The organism is Acidisoma sibiricum (assembly GCF_057837225.1).
Window position 1 is genome coordinate 3,769,879 of the sequence record NZ_CM174445.1, and the last position, 19,148, is coordinate 3,789,026.

Genomic DNA, 19,148 nt, shown 5'->3' on the forward strand with positions numbered 1-19,148 from the left:
CTGTGGGCAAATCAGGGTTGGGCGATCTGCTGAATCACGGTCTGGTTGATGCGCGGGTTGCCCTTCGCGGTGACAACGCCCGCGAAGATCGCCTGCATATCATCGGCCAGCGCACTGCTGAGAGAGGCTTTGAGCTGGTCATAGCCGACCGGATCGGCCTTCGGGTCGGGCGTGTTGATGGCGGTCAACTGGGCGACGACGAAACCGTCCGGCGTTCCCACCATCGTGCTGTCACCCTGTTTGAGGGAGAAAAGCGGTCCGATCAGGTTCTGCGGCACGCCGTCCGGCGCCTGACCCTGGCGGCTCAACGCCGGAGTCGTGGTGACCGTCAGACCGCGGGCTGAGGCGACGCCCGCCAAGGTACGGCCGCCCTTCATGGCCTGCAGCATGGCGGTCGCGGCCTCGTTCTGGGCGCGCTGCATCGCATCCTGGGTCCAGGCCGCCTGCACCTGCGCCTTCACATCCGCGAAGGCCTTCATGGTGGCCGGCGTGATGCCGTCCACCGTCAGCGCGAAATAGCTGTTATCAGGCCCGTTGATGAGGGTGGGCTGCTGGCCGACCTTCTGCTTGAAGACCTGGGCCACGACGGCCTGGCGCAGGGCATCGCTGCCGGGGATGGGCGCAGGCGTCCCCTGCTCGGTCAGGCCGGTGCTGTCGACCGAGCCCTGAAGCGCGGCAAGCCCCAGATCGCCCGGCAGTTTTTCCAAGGGCGTGCGCCCGGCCAGCGCATCCTGCAGCTGATCGACGCGCTGATTGACAAGGCCCAGCGCCTGCTGGCGGGCCAGCTGCATCTTCAGTCCCGGCGCCGCCTGCTCGTAAGTCTGGGACGGGCCGCCGGGCGTGACGGCGGTGACCTCGAAGACGGCGTAATTACTGCCGCCGGCCGACACCGGACCGGTCACGCTATTGGCCGCTGCCTTGAAGGCGGCGGCCGCCAGTGCCGGATTAGGCACCTGATCGGGCGTGATATTGGGCAGAGCGAGCGCAGTGGCGCCGGCGGCCGAGGCCGCCTTTTGGACAGTCGCCCAATCGGCGCCCCCCTGCCACTGTTTCGCGATCGCCGCGGCCGCCGCTTCGCTCTGCGCCAGCACGATATTAACGCTGCGGGTCTCAGCCTTGGGCGGCTGGGCGGCAATCATGCGGTCATAGGCCGCGCGGATCTGCGCGTCGGGCACCGGAATGTCGCGCGCCAGGACATCGGGGCTGAGGATGACGAGGGTGATGCGACGGTATTCCGGGGCCGAAAAGGCCGTCGGATGGTTCTTGTAATAGCGCTGCAGCTCGGCATCCGTGGGTGTCGCGGGGGCCGGGGCCGCCGCAAAGGGTAGCTGCACCAGCTGCGCCACGCGCGTCTGGTTTTGGAAGGCATAGGCCGTCTTCACCATCACAGCCGGCGCCGTCACCGCCGCCCGGATGGAATTGAGCAGCTGGTTGCGGATGATCTGCGCCTGCATCAGATGCAGGAACTCGGTCTCGCTCAGTCCGTTGGCCTGCAGCACCTGGTCGAACTGGCTGTGGCTGAACTGATGGTCAGGTCCCTGGAAGGCGTCCATGGCGAACACCTGGCGCTGAACATCCGCATTCGGCGCGGTGACGCCCATGCGGCTTGCCATCTTGTCGATGGCGGTCTGCGCCACCAGCCGGGCCGCCGCCTGCTCGGCCATCATAAGCCGCATCTGCGCGGTGACCTGGTCGGGACTGCCGAGCTGTTGCGAGGCCTGCTGCAGCTGCTGACGATAGGCGCTGTTCACGTCCTGCGGGCTGATCGCAACGCCATCGATATGGGCCGCCGCCCCGTCATTGCCGCCCAGATTGCGGATGACATCGCCGATTCCCCAGACGCCGAACGCCGCGATCAGCAGGATGAACAGGATGCGGACGGGCCATGTATTGAGAGAACGTCTGAAAACAGCGAGCATCGCGACCTTGGAGCCTGACATACAGAGGGGGGCGCACCATAGGCAGAGCGCCCGCACTTTGCCAGTTCCCGGCTCTGCCTTTATCAGCTTTGCTGCCTTTCGGCCTACGGAGAAGAAAAAATGCGTCCCTTGATCGCCGGCAATTGGAAAATGAACGGGCTGACGGAGCCCTCTGCCGCGCTGGCGCGTGCCGTCCGGCACGGCCTGGCGGATGCCGCCGCCGAAGTGCTGCTCTGCCCGCCCGCGACCCAGCTTGCGGCGGTCGCTGCCATCCTCGACGGCAGCGGCATCTCGGCCGGCGGCCAGGACTGCCATGCAAAGCAATCGGGCGCCCATACCGGCGATATCTCGGCTGAGATGCTGCGCGACGCAGGGGCGCGCTACGTCATCCTCGGCCATTCCGAGCGCCGCCAGGACCATGGGGAGACGAGCGAGATGGTGGCCGCCAAGGCACGCGCCGCCCTGAAGGCGGGGCTGATCCCGATCGTCTGCTGCGGCGAGACCGAGGCCGAGCGTACGGCCGGCCACCAGGAGGCCATTGTCGGACAGCAGATCGCGGCCAGCCTGCCGAAGGATTTCGATGGCGTCGTCGCCTATGAGCCGATCTGGGCGATCGGCACCGGGCGCGTGCCGACAACGGCGGATATCACCGCCATGCATGCCTTCATCCGCAAGGAATTGACTCGCGACCTGCCCGAAGGTGCTAAGTTGCGCATCCTGTATGGCGGGTCGGTGAAACCCAGCAATGCCGCCGAGATTCTGGGCCTGCCCGAGGTCGGCGGCGCGCTCGTGGGCGGTGCCAGTCTGGTCGCGGAGGATTTCTTGGGCATCATCCGGGCCGCTTGAGTCGGAGTCGCACTGTAGACCGGCACAAACAGGGCAGAAGCCCCGCGCCATTGCCCTACCTATGGACGTTTGTCGCTGCTATAGCGCAGCGCAACGTCGTTTCCCTTCCCCTTCCCGGGCGGCGCCGCCGGTCGGTGCCGCCTCATCATTGTTTCCGAGGATCGTTCGCCATGGCCCGCCGCAGACAGCTTTATGAGGGAAAAGCGAAGATCCTTTTCGAGGGCCCGGAACCCGGCACTCTCGTGCAGTATTTCAAGGATGACGCGACCGCCTTCAATGCCCAGAAAAAGGGCGTCATCACCGGCAAGGGTGTGCTGAACAACCGTATCAGCGAATTCCTGATGCTGCGCTTGGCCGAAATCGGCGTCCCCACCCATTTCGTCCGCCGCCTGAATATGCGCGAGCAGCTTATCCGCGAGGTCGAGATCATCCCGCTTGAGATCGTCGTGCGCAATGTCGCCGCCGGCAGCCTCTCGACGCGCCTCGGCATCCCGGAAGGCACCCGCCTGCCCCGCTCGATCATCGAATACTATTATAAGAATGACGGGTTGAATGACCCGATGGTCGCCGAAGAGCATATCACCGCCTTCGGCTGGGCCACGCCCCCCGATATGGACGATATCGTCTCCCTCACGCTGCGCGTGAACGACTTTCTGACCGGGCTTTTCCTCGGCGTCGGCATCACCCTGGTCGATTTCAAGCTCGAATTTGGCCGCCTGTGGGAAAACGACGAGATGCGCATTGTCCTGGCGGATGAGATCAGTCCTGACAATTGCCGTCTCTGGGACAGCAAGACCAACGAGAAGATGGATAAGGACCGCTTCCGCCGCGACCTCGGCAAAGTCGAGGAAGCCTATCAGGAAGTGGCCAAGCGTCTGGGAATCCTGCCGGAGGCGGGGACGCGCGACATGAAGGGCCCGGAGACCATGCAGTGAAAGCGATCGTCACCGTTATGCTGAAGCCCGGCGTGCTGGACCCGCAGGGCCGCGCCATTGGCCATGCGCTGGAAACACTGGGCTTCGCCGGTGTCGGCGAAGTCCGCGCCGGCAAGGTCATCGAACTCGACCTCGCCGAGACGGATGCCGCCAAGGCCCGCACTGCCGCCGAGGCGATGGCGGCCAAGCTGCTCGCCAATACCGTGATCGAGAGCTACCGGGTCGAAGTGGTCTGATCCGCTCCGGCTTTTCTTCGCGTGGTTTCTGTCGTCATCCGCGCACTCGTTGCGCGGATCAACCTGTCTGGGCGCCTTAAACGGGTAGATGCGCGGCATGAAGCCGCGCATGACGCTGAGGGCTCTGACCTGTGAGTGTAGCAAGATGAGTTTGCGGGCCGGCATCGTTCTTTTTCCAGGCACCAATCGTGAGCGCGACATGGCGATCGCGCTGGCGAAGGTCTCAGGCGGGCGGGAGCCCGTCATGATCTGGCATAAGGAGACCAGCCTGCCGCCGCTCGATCTCGTCGTGCTGCCGGGCGGTTTCAGCCATGGTGACTATCTGCGCTGCGGCGCCATGGCGGCGCAGTCCCCCGTGATGCGGGCGGTGCGCGACTTCGCCGAAGCCGGCGGCCATGTGCTGGGCGTCTGCAACGGCTTCCAGATCCTCACCGAAGCCGGCCTGCTGCCCGGCGCACTGCTGCAGAATGCCGGCCTCCGCTTCCTCGGCCAGGATCACCATCTGCGCGTCGAACAGACCGGGTCCAGCTATACCAGCCATTATACGCCGGGCCAGATCATCCGCGTGGTGCTCGCTCATGGTGACGGCAATTATTTCGCCGATACCGCAACGCTCGACCGGCTTGAGGGCGAAGGCCGCGTCGCCTTCCGCTATGCCGGCCCCGATGGCGCAGTCACCGACGCCACCAACCCGAACGGCAGCCAGCGCGCTATCGCCGGCATCTTCTCCGAGAACCGCCGCATTCTGGGGCTGATGCCCCATCCCGAAGATTATGTAGATCCGCTGATGGGCGGAGTGGATGGGCTGCCGATGTTCACGAGCATTGTCGAAGGGCTCGCCGCATGAGCGCCCGTCCGGTTGACGAAAAACTTGCCCGCGAATTCGGCCTCAATGCCGAGGAATGGAGCCGCGTCCAGGCCATTATGGGACGCCAGCCCTCCTTCACGGAGCTTGGCATCTTCTCGGTCATGTGGTCCGAGCACTGTTCCTACAAATCCTCCCGGGTTTGGTTGAAGGAACTGCCGACCAAGGCCGAATGGGTCGTGCATGGTCCGGGCGAAAATGCCGGCGTCGTCGATATCGGCGATGGACTCACGGCCATCTTCAAAATGGAAAGCCATAACCACCCGAGCTTCATCGAACCCTATCAGGGTGCGGCGACCGGTGTCGGCGGCATTCTGCGCGACGTTTTCACCATGGGTGCGCGGCCGATCGCCAACCTCAATGCGCTGCGCTTCGGGCGTCCTGAGAATCCGCGCACCAAACGGGTGGTCGATGGCGTCGTGCGCGGCATTGGCGGCTACGGCAACTGCGTCGGCGTCCCCACGGTCGGCGGTGAGGTGAACTTCCACGCAGCTTATGACGGCAATCCGCTGGTCAATGCCATGACGGTCGGCATCGCCCCGCGCGACCGCATCTTCCTTTCGGCCGCCGCCGGCATCGGCAATCAGGTCGTCTATGTCGGCTCCAAGACAGGGCGTGACGGAATCCATGGCGCGACCATGGCCTCGGCCGAATTCGATGCGAATTCCGAGGAGAAGCGCCCGACCGTGCAGGTGGGTGACCCCTTCACCGAGAAACTGCTGATCGAAGCCTGCCTGGAACTGATGGGCACGGACGCCATCGTCGCCATTCAGGACATGGGGGCTGCCGGTCTCACCTCCTCCTCCGTCGAAATGGCGGGCAAGGGCGGCGTCGGCATCGAGCTTGACCTCGACAGCGTGCCCCAGCGCGAGACGGGCATGAGCGCCTATGAGATGATGCTCTCGGAAAGCCAGGAGCGCATGCTCATCGTGCTTCGCCCGGGCGCGGAAGATCTGGCGCGCGCGATCTTCGACAAATGGGATCTGGATTTCGCGGTTATCGGCCATATCACCGATACGGGCCGTATCGTGGTCCGCCATCAGGGCGTCACGGAGGCCGATATTCCGCTCGGGCCGCTTGCCGATGAGGCGCCGCTCTATCGCCGCCCGATCGAATGGCCGGTGCCGCCCGCCGCCCTCGATCACGCTGCCATCAAGTGCAATATCTCGACCGATCAGGCGCTGCTGCAGCTGATCGCGAGCCCCGATCTCTGCTCCCGTGCCTGGATTTCCAGCCAATATGATCCGGCAGTCGGCGGGCAGACGGTCAAGAAGCCGGGCCAGGCGGATGCCGCGATCGTCAAGATCGAAGGATCGAACCGCGCGCTCGCCATCACCACCGATTGCACGCCCCGCTACTGCCAGGCTGACCCCAAGATGGGCGGCATGCAGGCGGTGGCCGAGGCCTGGCGCAATATCACCGCGACCGGCGCGCGGCCGCTGGCCATCACCGATAATATGAACTTCGGCAATCCCGAAAAGCCTGAGATCATGGGCCAGTTCGCGGCGGCCATTCAGGGCATGGCGGAAGCCTGTATCGCGCTCGACTTCCCGGTCGTCTCGGGCAATGTCAGCCTTTACAACGAGACCGAGGGTAAGGGCATTCTGCCGACGCCCGCGATCGGCGGCCTCGGCGTCATCGAGGATGCCCATGCAGCCCGCGGCATTGCGATCGAACCCCACCTGGACCTTGTCCTGATCGGTGAGACGACGGGCTGGCTCGGCCAATCCCTGTGGCTGCGGGAAATTCTGGGCCGGGAAGAAGGCGCCCCGCCGCCGGTCAATCTGGTGGCCGAGCGCCGTAACGGTGATTTTATCCGTCACCAGATCGCCCGCGGTGGCGTCCATGCCTGCCATGATGTCTCGGACGGCGGCTTGCTGGTGGCGCTCGCCGAAATGGCGCTGGCCGGCGACTGCGGCTTCGCTTTGGATGAGGGGAGCACGGATGGTTCGGTCCATGCCTTCCTCTTTGGTGAGGATCAGAGCCGCTATGTCGTGGCCGCCGCTGACGCCAGCGGTTTGCTGGAGGAAGCGCGGGCCGCGGGCATTCCTGCGCGGCTGCTGGGTCGCACCGGCGGGAATGAATTGACATTCCCCGGGGGAAATTCGGTATCCTTGGTCCAGGTGAAGGAAGCGCATGAGCGCTTCTTTAAGACTTGGATGAACTGACGGCAGGGGCCCTGCCGTCCGGTTAAGGAGAAACGGCATGGCCATGTCCGCCAGTGCGATCGAGACCCTGATCCGCGCCGCCATTCCTGACGCGCGGGTGACGGTCGAAGATTTGGCCGGTGACGGCGACCACTATGCTGCTACAGTGGTTAGTGAGCAGTTTCGCGGCCTGTCGCGCCTGAAGCAGCATCAGATGATCTATGCGGCATTGCAGGGACGCGTGGGCGGAGAGCTTCACGCCCTCGCCCTACAGACCTCGGCACCCGAATAAGGAGCTATTCATGTCTCAAGACGTCGTGGCGGACCGTATCGCCAAGGAAATCTCTGGTAACCCCGTGATGCTTTATATGAAGGGCACGGCGATGTTCCCGCAATGTGGCTTCTCTGCCCGCGTGGTGCAGATCCTCAGCCACATGAACGTGCCCTTTGTCACCGCCAATGTGCTGGAAGACCCTGAGCTGCGCGACGGGATCAAGAAATTCTCCAACTGGCCGACCATCCCCCAGCTCTATGTGAAGGGCGAATTCGTCGGCGGCTGCGACATCATCACTGAGATGTATCAGACCGGCGAGCTGGCCAGCCTGCTGGCCGAACACGGTATCGCCCACTCCGTCGCCGCCTAACGGCAGCCTCGTGCTATGCGGGTCGCGGTTATCATCGCGGCCCGCGACATTGCGGTCTTCCTGCCTGATGCGATCCGCTCGGCGCTTGGCCAAAGCCATGCCGAGACAACGGTCATCGTCGTGGATGACTGCTCCGCCGATAACACGCCCAGCGTCATTGCCCATCATGCTTCTCCGCGCCTGCACAGCCTGAGGACCCAGGGTCTCGGCGTCTCGGCCGCGCGCAATCTGGGCGCGCGTCATGAAGCCGCGCTTGCGGCCGATGCGCTGCTGTTCCTGGACGGGGACGACTGGCTGGCACCGGCGACGCTCGCGGCGTTGGTCCATGCTTTGGAACAGGCCCCGGCGGCAGTTGCGGCCCATGGCGGCTTCGCCTACGTGACCGAGGCCGCGACGCCCGAGGCACCCGGCCCACTCGATGACCGCCGGGCGCCACCTGCGCCGCACCTGCTGTCCAGGCTGGTGCTCGGCAATCTCTTCGCCAATGGCGGCCATGTCCTGATCCGCGCGGACGCCTGGCGTGCCGCCGGCCCGTTTCGCGAGGATCTGACCTTCGCCGAGGACTGGGAATTCTGGACCCGTCTTGCCCCGCTGGGGCCGTTTGCCGCCGTCCGTGGCCCTCCTGCTCTTTTCGTGCGCCGCCGCGCCGGCAGTCTCATGCATGGCACCGCGACACGGATCGACGCCTACCAGCCCGCGCTGGCTGCCATCGCCAGCAATCCCGACATATCGCGTGGCCTCGGTCCAGGCCGCGCGCGGCGTCTGCTGCAGCGCGCCCGGCGGGAGATCTGCTGGGCCACCGGCCGCGAGATGTTGCGCCGGGGTGACGCGAAAGGCGCCGTACCGCTGCTGGCGCGGGGCATGGCCGGGCGCTTCCGGCCGCTACGGTTGCTGATCCTGCTGCAGGCTTTTCGGCGGCTCAGAAGGGGAATGGAAACCAAATTCAAGTCATGACAATAGAGCGCCATTGCCACGGGGAATGAACGTCATGGGCTTTGAAGTCGCGTCGCTGGGTGAATTGCTGATCGATATGGTGCCGCTGCCGGCCCCCGCCGGCGCGCTCAATTTCGCGGCCAAGCCGGGCGGCGCGCCCGGCAATGCGGCGGTCGGCCTGGCCAAGCTCGGCCGCTCCGTCTGCATGCTCAGCAAGGTCGGCGACGATGCCTTCGGCCGCTTGCTGACACGGACAATCGCGGCCTCGGGCGCTGCCATCGACCGTATCGTCGTCTCGAAGGACCACCGCACCGGCGTCGCCGTGGTGACGCTGGATGAGCATGGCGACCGCGATTTCCTGTTTTACCGGCAGGACTGCGCCGACGCGAACTATGCGCCCGCGGAGGTCGCCGATGACGTCATCCAGCAGGCGCGCCTGCTCCATGTGAACAGCCTTGTGCTCTCCGCGCCGGAGTCGGCCCGCGCCCAGCGCCATGCCATCGCCGTCGCCCAGGCGGCCGGCATCCAGATCTCGGTCGATCCCAATCTGCGTGCGCTGCTGTGGGACTCGCGGGACGCCATGATCGCGGCTGCGCGCGAGGTGATTGCCGTTGCCAATATCCTCAAAGTTGGCGCCGACGAACTGGCGATCATCACCGGCATCGCCGATCCGCTGGCAGCGCTCGAGTCGCTCTGGCATGACGGGCTGCGGGTCGCGGCCATCACCGCGGCCGAAAAAGGGGCGACAATCGTCACGCCGACCGAGCGGGTGGCGGTGGCCGGCGTCCCGGTGAAGGTCGTGGACACCACGGGCTGCGGCGACAGCTTCATGGCGGCCTTCCTCGCCGGGCTGCTCGAATCGGATTTTGACCTCGCCGCGGATAATTTGGCGCGGATTGGTCGGTTTGCGTGTGCTTCCGGCGCGATCGTCGCGACTGTCCCCGGTGGGATGGACGCCATGCCCAGCCGTGCTGAGGTCGAAATCTTCATGGCTGAGCGTGGTCTTTAGGCCATTTCGGGCCGAGTCAATCGGCGCGCGTGTTGCAGAAGCTTGAACATGTTGCAATCTGCTTGGCGCCGGGAGAACGGCCCGCTATAAGCCGCCCCAAACGGCCGAACGCGTTCGGTGTCGTTCCGATAAGCGACAGCGGAGACTTTGCCGCATGATGATTACGCTACCCGAAGACTATCGTCCGACTGAGGACGAAGAGTTCATGAACCCGATGCAAGTGGAGTATTTTCGTAGAAAATTGCTCCGCTGGCAGGAAGATCTACTGAAGGAGGCCAATGGCACGCTTGCCAGCCTCTCTGAAGGTGGCATCGTCGAAGCCGACATTACTGACAGAGCTAGCGTAGAGACTGATCGTGCTTTGGAATTGCGCACGCGTGACCGCGCCCGCAAGCTGATTTCCAAGATCGAGCAGGCGCTGCAGCGGGTCGAAAGCGGGTCCTACGGCTATTGCGAGGATACCGGCGAGCCGATTGGCCTGAAGCGGCTGGAAGCGCGGCCCATCGCGACCCTGTCGATCGAGGCGCAGGAACGCCACGAGCGTATGGAACGCGTCCACCGGGACGATTGACCCGGCTATAGCTGCCGCGTCCTGATCCTCAGCCGGGTCTGGACGCGGCAGACTATCCTCATACTGCGGCCATCCATCCGCGCCCCCGTGGCCGGGCTGGAAAGCCTTCAATCGTTCAAACGCAAGGCAGCTGCGCTTTGCATCCCGGCGAAGCTTCGCTAGAAGGCGCGCGGGTGATCCCCCCGAAAGGCTTCGCATGTTTACCGTCCTGCTTGTCATCCACGTCATTGTGACCCTCGCCCTGATCGGCGTCGTGCTGATCCAGCGCAGCGAGGGCGGTGGACTTGGCATCGGCGGTGGCCAGGGCATGGGCAATTTCATGACGGGCCGCGGCACGGCAAACCTGCTGACCCGCACGACGGCGATTCTCGCCACGCTTTTCCTGGCTTTGTCGCTGGTGCTGGCGCTGATGACCCGCAATAGTACGAACGGTGTCAGTTCCATCTTCAACGGCCCCGTCAAGGCACCCATCACCACCACCGCGCCGGTGCTCCCCACGCCCGCCAAGCCCGCTCAGCCTTCCGCGCCCGCGACGCCTTGAGCTTTTCGCATCTGTGCCCAACCGCTCGGCTAGGGTTCCCCTGGCCGGGTCTGAACCTGTATGAGGAACGCCCATGACGCGATACATCTTCGTGACGGGCGGCGTGGTTTCTTCCTTGGGCAAGGGCATCGCCGCCGCCGCCCTGGGTGCTCTGCTGCAGGCGCGCGGCTACTCCATCCGACTCCGCAAGCTGGACCCCTATCTCAACGTCGATCCCGGAACGATGAGCCCCTATCAGCATGGGGAAGTCTTCGTCACCGACGACGGCGCCGAAACCGATCTCGACCTCGGCCATTACGAGCGCTTCACCGGCGTGCATGCGACCAAGGCGGATAACGCCACCACCGGCCGCATCTATTCCGAGGTCATCGCGCGGGAGCGTCGCGGCGACTATCTGGGCGGCACCGTCCAGGTCATTCCCCATATCACCGATGCCATCAAGGAAACCGTCGTCCGCAAGACCGAGGGTCTGGACTTCGTCATCATCGAAATCGGCGGCACGGTCGGCGATATCGAGAGCCTGCCCTTCCTGGAGGCGATCCGTCAGCTCGGCAATGAACTGGGGCCGGAGAACTCGATGTTCGTCCACCTCACCCTGGTGCCCTATATCTCCTCGGCCGGTGAGCTGAAGACCAAGCCGACGCAGCATTCGGTCAAGGAGCTGCTCAATGTCGGCATCCAGCCGCAGATGCTGCTCTGCCGCTGCGACCGTCCGATCCCTGAGAATGAGCGCCGCAAGATCGCGCTCTTCTGCAATGTCCGCCCCTCCGCGGTGATCCCGGCGCTCGACGTCGACAGCATCTACGCCGTGCCGGCGCGCTATCACGCCGAAGGCATGGACCGCGAAGTGCTGCGTCACTTCGGCCTGCCCACCGATGCCGAGCCGGATATGAGCCGCTGGGACGCTATCACCGATGCGATCCGCTCCCCGGAAGGCGAGGTTCGCATTGCGGTGGTCGGCAAATATACGAATCTGCTCGACAGCTATAAGTCACTCGCGGAAGCGCTGTTCCATGGCGGTATCGCGCATCGCATGCGGGTGAAGCTCGAATGGGTGGATAGCCAGGTCTTCGAGGAGCCGAATTCGGTCGCCAAGCTTGAAGGTGTTCACGGCATTCTGGTGCCCGGCGGCTTTGGCGAGCGTGGCTCCGAGGGCAAGATCGAAGCCGTGCGCTTCGCGCGGGAACACAAGGTGCCCTTCTTGGGCATCTGCTTCGGCATGCAGATGGCCTGTATCGAAGCGGCGCGGAACCTGGCCGGCCTGCCCCATGCATCCTCCACCGAGTTCGGCCCCAGCGAGACGCCCGTCGTCGGCCTGATGACCGAATGGGCCCAGGGCGATGAGCTGGTCCGCCGCGAGGCGAGCGGCGATCTGGGGGGCACCATGCGCCTCGGCGCGTATCCGGCGGCGCTTGCAGCCGGCTCGCTGGTGCGGCAGGTCTATGATGGCGCGGCCATCATTGAGGAGCGCCACCGCCACCGCTATGAGGTGAACATCCACTTCCGCGAAAAGCTGGAAGCGGCGGGGCTGCGCTTCTCCGGCCTGTCGCCCGACGGCGTGCTGCCCGAGATCATCGAATACCCGGACCATCCGTGGTTCATTGGCGTGCAGTACCATCCTGAGCTGAAGTCGAAGCCCTTCGATCCGCATCCGCTGTTCAAAGGCTTTATCGGCGCCTGCGTACAACAAGCGAGGCTCGTCTGATGGCGAATGTCGCCATTGGTTCCGTCACAGTCGGCAACGACCTGCCCTTCGTCCTGATCAGCGGTCCCTGCCAGATCGAGAGCCGGGACCATGCGCTGGAAGTCGCCGAGGAGTTGGTCGGCATTTGCCGTAGCCTGGACATCCCGCTCATCTACAAAAGCAGCTATGACAAGGCGAACCGTACGTCAGGCTCTGCCCAGCGCGGCATCGGCCTCAGCGGTGGCCTCGCCATTCTGGCCGAGGTTCGCGAAAAATTCGGCGTGCCGGTGCTGACCGACGTGCATGACGCCGGCCAATGCGCCGCGGCGGCCGAGGCTGTGGACGTGATCCAGATCCCGGCCTTTCTCTGCCGCCAGACGGATCTTCTCCTCGCCGCGGGCGAGACGGGGGCCGCGATCAATGTCAAAAAGGGCCAGTTCCTGGCGCCCTGGGACATGAAGAATGTCGCCGCCAAGATCGCGAGCACCGGTAATGAGCGCATCCTGCTCACCGATCGCGGCACCAGCTTCGGCTACAATACGCTGGTGACGGATTTCCGCGGCCTGCCTGAGATGGCGCGCACCGGCTATCCCGTGGTTTTCGACGCTACCCATTCCGTGCAGCAGCCGGGCGGCCAGGGTGCCTCATCCGGTGGCCAGCGCGAATACGCGCCCATTCTGGCACGCGCGGCCCTGGCCGTGGGCTGCGCCTCCATCTTCATGGAAACCCATCCCGATCCCGATCATGCGCCGTCAGACGGGCCGAACATGATTCCGCTGCGTGAGATGACGGCCGTGCTCGCGCGCCTCAAAGCCTTCGACACCCTCGCCAAGCAGGGTCAGCGTTAGGTCGCGCCAGCACGCTCCAGCGGGCGGGCGGGGTCAGCCCGCCACTCGCTCAATGACCCGTCATAGATCTGCACGCGGTGCTCGCCGAGCGCCGCGAAGGCCAGCGCCAGGCCGGCCGCGTTGATGCCGCCACCGCAGTACAGGATCACCGGCACGCCCGAAGCGAGGCCAAGCGTGGCGCGCGCCTGGGCCGCAGCCGCCAGATCAAGCCTGTTATCCGCGCCGAGCAGGCTGGCAAAGGGCAGGCTCCGGCTCGCAGGGATATGGCCCGCCGCGAATTCCTCCACCCGTGTCGCGCACAGCATCGGCACAGCGCCGATGGCGGTCTCTATCTCCGCCGTGCCGACAAAAAATCCAGGGCGCGTCCGGGCGACAAAATTGCCCTCAGCCCTCACCCCCGCGAGGCCCTGCGCCACGGCGCCGCCCGCCGCTTTCCAGGCCGCAAGACCACCGTCGAGCACGCGGACGCGATCATGGCCGAAGGCACGCAACACCCACCACAGCCGCGCGGCCCAGGCGCCGGACAGGCTGTCATAGACCACGATAGCGCTGTCCCCGCTGATCCCAAGCCGGCGCACCGCCTGCTCCAGCCCCGCCGCGCTGGGGGCTGTGAAAGGAAAAGGCGCGGCCGGATCGGAAAAAGCCGCGACGAGATCGGCGAACTGCGCACCCGGAATATGGCCGGTAGCAAAAAGGGCATCGCCCGGGAAATACCCATCAGGCCGCCGGTCGATGCTCGCATCCAGCACCAGGACGTCGCCGATATGGGCGCGCAGCCAGTCAGCCTGCACGAGCGGCCCGGGCGGCAGGCTGCTCATGGCGCCGCTGCCGTCTTCTTGACCCGGTTGCGCCATTCACCCTGCTGAGGGCGGTGGAGGCCCAGATTCTCGCGCAAGGTCGTGCCGGAATAGTCCGTGCGGAAACGCCCGCGCCGCTGCAATTCAGGCACCACCGCGGCCGCGAAATCCTCAAAGGCACCAGGCACATGGGTCGCCTGGATCATGAAGCCATCGCAGGCGCCAGCATCTATCCAATGTTCCATATTATCCGCGATATCCTGGGCCGAGCCGATCATATTGCCCTCGGTGCGCGCGCCGTACCAGCGGCCGATATCCCGCACGCTCAGCTTCTCGCGCCGGGCGAATTCCACCACCTCGCGGTAATGCCCCTCGACGCCGACCTCCTCCAGGCTGGGCAAAGGGCCGTCGAGATCATAGCGCGTGAGATCGACATTGACGTGATAGGCAAGGCGCGACAGCCCCGCTTCGGGAACCACGAGGCCGAAGACGGCTTCATGCTTTTCCATGGCATCACGCAGATCGCGGCCGATGACGGTCGTCGCCGCCGCCAGGATCTTGATCTGGTCGGGGTCGCGCCCCGCCGCCGCGGCGCGGGTTTTGATATCCCGATAGAAGTCGATCGCGGAGTCGAGCGATTCATTCGAGCTGAAAATGACATCGGCCCAGCGCGCGGCGAAATCCCGCCCCGCCGGGGAGGCGCCGGCCTGGATGATGACGGGATAGCCCTGGGGCGGCCGCGGCACTGAAAGCGGCCCCTGCACGCTGACATAATGGCCGCGGTAATCGACCGCCTCCACCGATTCCGGCCGGCCGAAGATGCCGCTTTCACGGTCGGCGATGATGGCGTCGTCCGCCCAACTGTCCCAAAGCCGGGCCGTGGCCTCCAGACATTCCTCGGCGCGAGCATAGCGCTCACTGCGCGGCGGCAGTTTCGCATCGCCGAAATTCTGTGCCTCCGCATCCTGGAAGCTGGTCACGACATTCCAGGCACAGCGGCCGCCCGAAAGGTGATCCAGCGTCGCGAAGGAGCGCGCGAGATTATAGGGCTCCTGCCAGCCGGTGGAGACGGTTGCGGCAACACCCAGATGGGTGGTCGCCGCCGCCATCAGGGTGATGACCGGGATCGGGTCCAGACGCGGCGTGCCGGCCCCCCATGTCACCGCCGGCGCAAAGGAATTGCCCAGCGAGCGCGGTACGCTGAGCGCGTCGGGGACAAAGGCGAGATCAAATTTCGCCGCCTCCAGAACCTCCGCGATACGCCGGTAGTGGGCCGCCGTCAGCATGGCCTGGCTAGCTTCGGGGTGGCGCCAGCCGGCGGTGCCCTGCGGCCCGGCATTCAGGAACGCCGCCAGCCGCATCTGGGTCTTAGCCATTACTCCGCCGGATCGAGCAGAGACAGTTCATCAACGAAGGCGGTGGCAAAACTTGCCGTGCCACGGCTGCGCGCGGCCGCGCGTTCTGAGGCGACGGCGTAGATTGCATGCGCCGCCGCGGTCGCTTCCAGCGCATCCCCGCGCGGGCCGAGGAGCGCGGCGATGAGCGCGCCCAGGGTGCAGCCGGCACCGGTGACCTTCGTCAGCTGCGCATCTCCGCCCCTGACCGCGATCAGGCTACGGCCATCGGTGATGTAATCCACCGGCCCGCTGACCGCGACGATGCTGCCCGAAGATAGCGCCAGGTCACTGAGGACGGCGCGTGCCTCCTCGGCCGTGGCAGTGGTTTCCACGCCCTTGCCGCCCGCACCGGCACCCGCGAGGGCGATGAGTTCAGAGGCATTGCCGCGCACCACGGTCGGCCGCCAGGTCAGCAGTTCGCGGATGATGGCATCGTATTCGGGCGCGCCGGCGCCGATCGCCACCGGGTCCAGCACCCAGGGCGTGCCGGCCTCATGGGCGGCGCGCGCGGCCTCCAGCAGGGTATCGGCACCGCTGCTCATCAGGGCAGCGGCATTGATCCAGACGGCCGAAGCACCAGCGCCGAAAGCGCGAGGCCACCCGGGGGCGGCGCCAATGGCGGGGCCGGCACCGACCGCGAGCAGGACATTCGCGCTCAGATTGGCGGCAATATAATTGGTCAGCCCATAGACGAAGGGGCCCGTCTGCTTGAGTGCGACGAGCGCTGCCCGCACCTCCGCATCGCGCCACGAAACTTCCCGCATGGTAATTACCTATCAAGAATTGTAGATAATGTAATTTACCCTCATACGGAGATCGGACGCTATGGGAGAAAAAATCTTTTCTGACGCGGATAGCCGACAGGCAGGTAGGCAACCCTCGTCTGGCCGCGATGCCTGAACAGTGAGGGAGTCAAAAACCAGGCGTCATGCCCCAAAGACATAACACGGCATGCGCTGACACCCGAGGCGAGTTATGGCACGAAGAACCCCCGCTTCAGGTCAGGACATGCCATGACGCTCATTCTTTATACGACCATCGGTGTCAGCGATCTGGAACGGAGCGCGGCCTTTTATGACGCAGTCTTCGCGACCCTCGGCTTTTCGCGCAGTTCCGAATCCTCGGCGGAATTCATCGGCTGGGGACCGAGTTACGATGCCGGCGCGAGCTTCTGGATCTGTAAACCCTATAACGGCCAGCCCCCCTCTCCGGGCAATGGCACCATGATCGCGCTGCGCGGCCGCAGCGAGGCACAGGTCAAGACCTTCCATCAGGCCGCCCTTCTCCATGGCGGTTCCGATGACGGTGAGCCCGGTACCCGGCCCGCCTATGAGCCGAGCTTCTATGTGGCCTATGTGCGCGATCCAGACGGCAACAAGCTTGCCTGCGCCTTTCACAAGCACAAGCCGAAGGCCTGACGCGTGACCGATATCGACCCGACGACGCTCTCCGCGACCGCTCTCGCGCAGGACCTCACCAGCGGCAAGCGGTCTGCGGTATCGGTCATGACGGCCTTTCTGGACCGGATCGACGCGGTCAATCCGAGCGTCAACGCCATCGTCTCCCGCATCGATCGGCCGAGCCTGCTGGCCGAGGCGCGCGAGCAGGACGAGATCCTGCGCCAAAGCGGCCCCATCGGCCCGCTGCATGGCATGCCCATGGCGGTCAAGGATCTGGAGGAGGTCGTCGGCCTGCCGACCACCCAGGGCTCGCCTTTGTTCCGCGACGCCGTCGCCCAGGCCGATTCGCCCATGGTGGCGCGGCTGCGCCAGGCGGGTGCCATCTTCATCGGCAAAACCAATGTGCCGGAATTCGGCTTCGGGTCGCATACCTACAACCCGGTCTTCGGCACCACCTTGAACCCCTATGACCATAGCCGCACGGCAGGCGGCAGTTCGGGCGGCGCGGCGGTTGCGCTCGCCACCCATATGCTGCCGCTGGCTGACGGGTCAGACCATGGCGGGTCTTTGCGCAACCCGGCGGCCTTCAACAATGTATTCGGCTTCCGCCCCAGTTTCGGCCGCGTGCCTGATGATGCCGCGGACGTTTTTGCGGCAAGCCTTGGCGTGCTCGGCCCCATGGCCCGCAGCGTCGAAGACTTGGCCCTTCTCTTCTCGGTTCAGGCTGGCCCAGACCCGCGCATGCCGCTCTCCATCCAGCAATCGGGTGCCAGCATCAGCCAGCCTTTGGACGTGCCCGTGACCGGAAGGCGCATCGGCTGGCTGGGCGATCTGGACGGCTATCTGGCGATGGAGCCCGGCATTCTGCCGCTCTGCGAGCAGGGCTTGGCCGTGCTCGAAGGCCTCGGCTGCCAGGTTAAACCGCTCTCCCTCGGCTTTCCCATGGAGGAATTATGGGAGGCCTGGACGCTGCTGCGCTCCTGGGGGGTCGCGGCCAATCTGGGTGAGGCCTACCAGGACCCGGCGCGGCGCGATCTGCTGAAGCCCGCAGCCCTTTGGGAAGTGGCGCGCGGCCTGAACGTGTCGGGCACGGCGATCAGCCGGGCGCTTGCCGTCCGCTCCCGCTTCTTCCTGCATATGCTGTCTCTCTTCGAGCGCTACGATCATCTTGTCCTGCCGACGGCCCAGGTCTTTCCCTTCCCCGCCGACTGGGATTGGCCCCACGATATCGCGGGGCGCCCGATGGATACCTATCACCGCTGGATGGAGGTCGTGATCCTGGCGACCAATGCACAGCTGCCCTCGCTCAGCGTGCCGGTGGGGTTCAATGAGGCTGGCCTACCCATGGGCATGCAGATCATGGGGCCGCATCAGGCCGAATTGTCAGTTCTGCAACTGGGCCAGGCTTATGATCTTGCGACCCGCTGGCCGGAGAAGCGCCCGCCCGCTCTCGGGACCTAGCGTATTGCTGCGCGAAACCGGTTGACGACGCGCAAGCCCTGGCGCCTGCACTGCATTCCATCACCGCAGCATCCGCCTGACATCCATCAAGCGGCGGTCAAGGAAATGGTGCTTCAGGACGGCGCCGACATGCATGAACAAGACGATGTAAAATAAAACCTGCAAGACATAGTCATGCAGGATCGTGAGACCTAGGGACCATTCCGGGCTCGGGCCGAACAGCGCGGATAGCTGCGCGCCGAAGAACCGCACCGTCTCGCCGCGGCCCAAGGTCATGAACAGCCCGGTGAGAGGATAGGCCAGGATCAGCCCATAGAGCGCGATATGGGCGGCATGGGCCAGCCGTGGCTCCCAGAGCTTCAGACCGCCCGCGAAAGCCGGCGGCTGGTTGCGCCACAGCCAGGCCAGGCGGGCGATGACCAGGATCAGCACCACAAGACCCATGGTCTGATGCGCATCGACAAAGCTGCCGCGATCCGGCGAGTCCGCCGGCAGGATCGACATGAACAGGCCCATGGGGATGAGGGCGAGAATCAGGACCGCGACCATCCAATGGGCGTAGCGCGAAACGAACCCGAAGGCGCCGCCGGCATTGCGCAGCGGCAGGGGCGAGACCTCCCGCCGGCGATACTGACGCCCGCTGGCCCAGAGCAGGAACACAATCCCGACCGTGCCCACGATGCCCTGCAGATTAAGGATCAGCGGCTTGAGACCATCGGCCGCATGAGGCCGGGTCAGCTTATGCGCGAATGTGCCATCAAAATCCGCGAGGAAAATGGAACTCACCATCAGCACGAGGCTGAGCGCGGCAACCACGGTCGCCAGGCTGCGGACGAACCGGCCGCGATGGTTGAGGGTGACGGCGAGAAACACCGCGAGCACGCAATACCAAAGGGCCATCATGGATCTGCAGCG

General features: G+C 65.1%; 20 protein-coding genes. 15 read left to right on the plus strand and 5 right to left on the minus strand.

The window, feature by feature from the left end:
• Positions 1–11: 11 nt before the first annotated feature.
• Positions 12–1,919, minus strand: coding sequence for a peptidylprolyl isomerase (locus tag AC3G7M_RS17835; protein ID WP_489213479.1), 1,908 nt, complete (start codon positions 1,917–1,919; stop codon positions 12–14).
• A gap of 120 nt (positions 1,920–2,039) precedes the next feature.
• Here AC3G7M_RS17835 and tpiA point away from each other — a divergent pair, with 120 nt between their 5' ends.
• The 13 genes from tpiA (at position 2,040) to kdsA (ending at position 13,178) form a co-directional block, all read left to right on the plus strand.
• Entirely contained in the window at positions 2,040–2,765 is a 726-nt protein-coding gene (gene tpiA, locus AC3G7M_RS17840) for a triose-phosphate isomerase (protein ID WP_489213480.1), read from the plus strand.
• Positions 2,766–2,935: 170 nt separating this feature from the next.
• A complete protein-coding gene (gene purC / locus AC3G7M_RS17845; protein WP_489213481.1) occupies positions 2,936–3,700 on the plus strand; it encodes a phosphoribosylaminoimidazolesuccinocarboxamide synthase in 765 nt (254 codons plus the stop codon).
• Complete coding sequence (purS, locus tag AC3G7M_RS17850) at positions 3,697–3,936, plus strand: phosphoribosylformylglycinamidine synthase subunit PurS (protein ID WP_489213482.1); 240 nt, start codon at positions 3,697–3,699, stop codon at positions 3,934–3,936. Before purC ends, purS begins: the two co-directional genes overlap by 4 nt.
• A 151-nt stretch (positions 3,937–4,087) precedes the next feature.
• Positions 4,088–4,783, plus strand: coding sequence for a phosphoribosylformylglycinamidine synthase subunit PurQ (gene purQ / locus AC3G7M_RS17855; protein ID WP_489216094.1), 696 nt, complete (start codon positions 4,088–4,090; stop codon positions 4,781–4,783).
• Positions 4,780–6,969: a phosphoribosylformylglycinamidine synthase subunit PurL gene (gene purL, locus AC3G7M_RS17860; RefSeq protein WP_489213483.1), complete on the plus strand. Its 2,190-nt coding sequence runs from the start codon at positions 4,780–4,782 to the stop codon at positions 6,967–6,969. The genes purQ and purL overlap by 4 nt, the downstream gene beginning before the upstream one ends.
• A gap of 37 nt (positions 6,970–7,006) precedes the next feature.
• Complete coding sequence (locus tag AC3G7M_RS17865; RefSeq protein WP_489213484.1) at positions 7,007–7,240, plus strand: BolA family protein; 234 nt, start codon at positions 7,007–7,009, stop codon at positions 7,238–7,240.
• A gap of 10 nt (positions 7,241–7,250) precedes the next feature.
• Positions 7,251–7,592, plus strand: a complete 342-nt coding sequence (grxD, locus tag AC3G7M_RS17870) for a Grx4 family monothiol glutaredoxin (protein WP_489213485.1) — start codon at positions 7,251–7,253, stop codon at positions 7,590–7,592.
• Between the two features lie 15 nt (positions 7,593–7,607).
• Complete coding sequence (locus AC3G7M_RS17875; RefSeq protein WP_489213486.1) at positions 7,608–8,546, plus strand: glycosyltransferase family 2 protein; 939 nt, start codon at positions 7,608–7,610, stop codon at positions 8,544–8,546.
• Between the two features lie 34 nt (positions 8,547–8,580).
• Complete coding sequence (locus AC3G7M_RS17880; protein ID WP_489213487.1) at positions 8,581–9,534, plus strand: carbohydrate kinase family protein; 954 nt, start codon at positions 8,581–8,583, stop codon at positions 9,532–9,534.
• Between the two features lie 157 nt (positions 9,535–9,691).
• The gene (gene dksA / locus AC3G7M_RS17885; RefSeq protein WP_489216096.1) at positions 9,692–10,105 is read left to right on the plus strand and encodes an RNA polymerase-binding protein DksA; all 414 of its coding nucleotides are present in this window, start codon (positions 9,692–9,694) and stop codon (positions 10,103–10,105) included.
• Positions 10,106–10,301: 196 nt separating this feature from the next.
• A complete protein-coding gene (gene secG / locus AC3G7M_RS17890) occupies positions 10,302–10,646 on the plus strand; it encodes a preprotein translocase subunit SecG (RefSeq protein WP_489213488.1) in 345 nt (114 codons plus the stop codon).
• Between the two features lie 73 nt (positions 10,647–10,719).
• Entirely contained in the window at positions 10,720–12,351 is a 1,632-nt protein-coding gene (gene pyrG, locus AC3G7M_RS17895) for a CTP synthase (protein WP_489213489.1), read from the plus strand.
• Positions 12,351–13,178 carry a 3-deoxy-8-phosphooctulonate synthase gene (kdsA, locus tag AC3G7M_RS17900; protein ID WP_489213491.1) on the plus strand — a complete coding sequence of 276 codons (828 nt, stop codon included), beginning with the start codon at positions 12,351–12,353 and terminating at the stop codon, positions 13,176–13,178. The genes pyrG and kdsA overlap by 1 nt, the downstream gene beginning before the upstream one ends.
• On the opposite strand, the gene AC3G7M_RS17905 is transcribed toward kdsA, so the two are convergent.
• The 3 genes from AC3G7M_RS17905 to thiM are packed head-to-tail and all read right to left on the minus strand — an operon-like array spanning position 13,175 to position 16,136.
• Positions 13,175–13,996 carry a sulfurtransferase gene (locus AC3G7M_RS17905; protein WP_489213492.1) on the minus strand — a complete coding sequence of 274 codons (822 nt, stop codon included), beginning with the start codon at positions 13,994–13,996 and terminating at the stop codon, positions 13,175–13,177. The two genes, kdsA and AC3G7M_RS17905, sit on opposite strands and share 4 nt — an antisense overlap.
• Positions 13,993–15,351 carry an LLM class flavin-dependent oxidoreductase gene (locus AC3G7M_RS17910; RefSeq protein WP_489213493.1) on the minus strand — a complete coding sequence of 453 codons (1,359 nt, stop codon included), beginning with the start codon at positions 15,349–15,351 and terminating at the stop codon, positions 13,993–13,995. Before AC3G7M_RS17910 ends, AC3G7M_RS17905 begins: the two co-directional genes overlap by 4 nt.
• Positions 15,351–16,136 carry a hydroxyethylthiazole kinase gene (thiM, locus tag AC3G7M_RS17915; protein ID WP_489213494.1) on the minus strand — a complete coding sequence of 262 codons (786 nt, stop codon included), beginning with the start codon at positions 16,134–16,136 and terminating at the stop codon, positions 15,351–15,353. The genes AC3G7M_RS17910 and thiM overlap by 1 nt, the downstream gene beginning before the upstream one ends.
• Positions 16,137–16,385: 249 nt before the next feature.
• Here thiM and AC3G7M_RS17920 point away from each other — a divergent pair, with 249 nt between their 5' ends.
• A complete protein-coding gene (locus tag AC3G7M_RS17920; RefSeq protein WP_489213495.1) occupies positions 16,386–16,790 on the plus strand; it encodes a VOC family protein in 405 nt (134 codons plus the stop codon).
• A gap of 3 nt (positions 16,791–16,793) precedes the next feature.
• Positions 16,794–18,233 carry an amidase gene (locus AC3G7M_RS17925; RefSeq protein ID WP_489213496.1) on the plus strand — a complete coding sequence of 480 codons (1,440 nt, stop codon included), beginning with the start codon at positions 16,794–16,796 and terminating at the stop codon, positions 18,231–18,233.
• Positions 18,234–18,293: 60 nt separating this feature from the next.
• Here AC3G7M_RS17925 and AC3G7M_RS17930 read toward each other — a convergent pair whose 3' ends face one another.
• Positions 18,294–19,136, minus strand: a complete 843-nt coding sequence (locus AC3G7M_RS17930; RefSeq protein ID WP_489213497.1) for a cytochrome b — start codon at positions 19,134–19,136, stop codon at positions 18,294–18,296.
• Between the last annotated feature and the right edge of the window lie 12 nt (positions 19,137–19,148).

What these genes read in the sequence shown, in the direction of transcription:
- AC3G7M_RS17880 (WP_489213487.1), top strand. Translation starts at nt 8,581, where the DNA reads ATGGGCTTTGAAGTCGCGTCGCTGGGTGAATTGCTGATCGATATGGTG.
- AC3G7M_RS17905 (WP_489213492.1), bottom strand. Translation starts at nt 13,996, where the DNA reads ATGAGCAGCCTGCCGCCCGGGCCGCTCGTGCAGGCTGACTGGCTGCGC.
- secG (WP_489213488.1), top strand. Translation starts at nt 10,302, where the DNA reads ATGTTTACCGTCCTGCTTGTCATCCACGTCATTGTGACCCTCGCCCTG.
- grxD (WP_489213485.1), top strand. Translation starts at nt 7,251, where the DNA reads ATGTCTCAAGACGTCGTGGCGGACCGTATCGCCAAGGAAATCTCTGGT.
- AC3G7M_RS17865 (WP_489213484.1), top strand. Translation starts at nt 7,007, where the DNA reads ATGGCCATGTCCGCCAGTGCGATCGAGACCCTGATCCGCGCCGCCATT.
- thiM (WP_489213494.1), bottom strand. Translation starts at nt 16,136, where the DNA reads ATGCGGGAAGTTTCGTGGCGCGATGCGGAGGTGCGGGCAGCGCTCGTC.
- AC3G7M_RS17875 (WP_489213486.1), top strand. Translation starts at nt 7,608, where the DNA reads ATGCGGGTCGCGGTTATCATCGCGGCCCGCGACATTGCGGTCTTCCTG.
- AC3G7M_RS17920 (WP_489213495.1), top strand. Translation starts at nt 16,386, where the DNA reads ATGACGCTCATTCTTTATACGACCATCGGTGTCAGCGATCTGGAACGG.
- kdsA (WP_489213491.1), top strand. Translation starts at nt 12,351, where the DNA reads ATGGCGAATGTCGCCATTGGTTCCGTCACAGTCGGCAACGACCTGCCC.
- purC (WP_489213481.1), top strand. Translation starts at nt 2,936, where the DNA reads ATGGCCCGCCGCAGACAGCTTTATGAGGGAAAAGCGAAGATCCTTTTC.
- AC3G7M_RS17910 (WP_489213493.1), bottom strand. Translation starts at nt 15,351, where the DNA reads ATGGCTAAGACCCAGATGCGGCTGGCGGCGTTCCTGAATGCCGGGCCG.
- dksA (WP_489216096.1), top strand. Translation starts at nt 9,692, where the DNA reads ATGATTACGCTACCCGAAGACTATCGTCCGACTGAGGACGAAGAGTTC.
- AC3G7M_RS17930 (WP_489213497.1), bottom strand. Translation starts at nt 19,136, where the DNA reads ATGATGGCCCTTTGGTATTGCGTGCTCGCGGTGTTTCTCGCCGTCACC.
- purL (WP_489213483.1), top strand. Translation starts at nt 4,780, where the DNA reads ATGAGCGCCCGTCCGGTTGACGAAAAACTTGCCCGCGAATTCGGCCTC.
- pyrG (WP_489213489.1), top strand. Translation starts at nt 10,720, where the DNA reads ATGACGCGATACATCTTCGTGACGGGCGGCGTGGTTTCTTCCTTGGGC.
- tpiA (WP_489213480.1), top strand. Translation starts at nt 2,040, where the DNA reads ATGCGTCCCTTGATCGCCGGCAATTGGAAAATGAACGGGCTGACGGAG.
- AC3G7M_RS17835 (WP_489213479.1), bottom strand. Translation starts at nt 1,919, where the DNA reads ATGCTCGCTGTTTTCAGACGTTCTCTCAATACATGGCCCGTCCGCATC.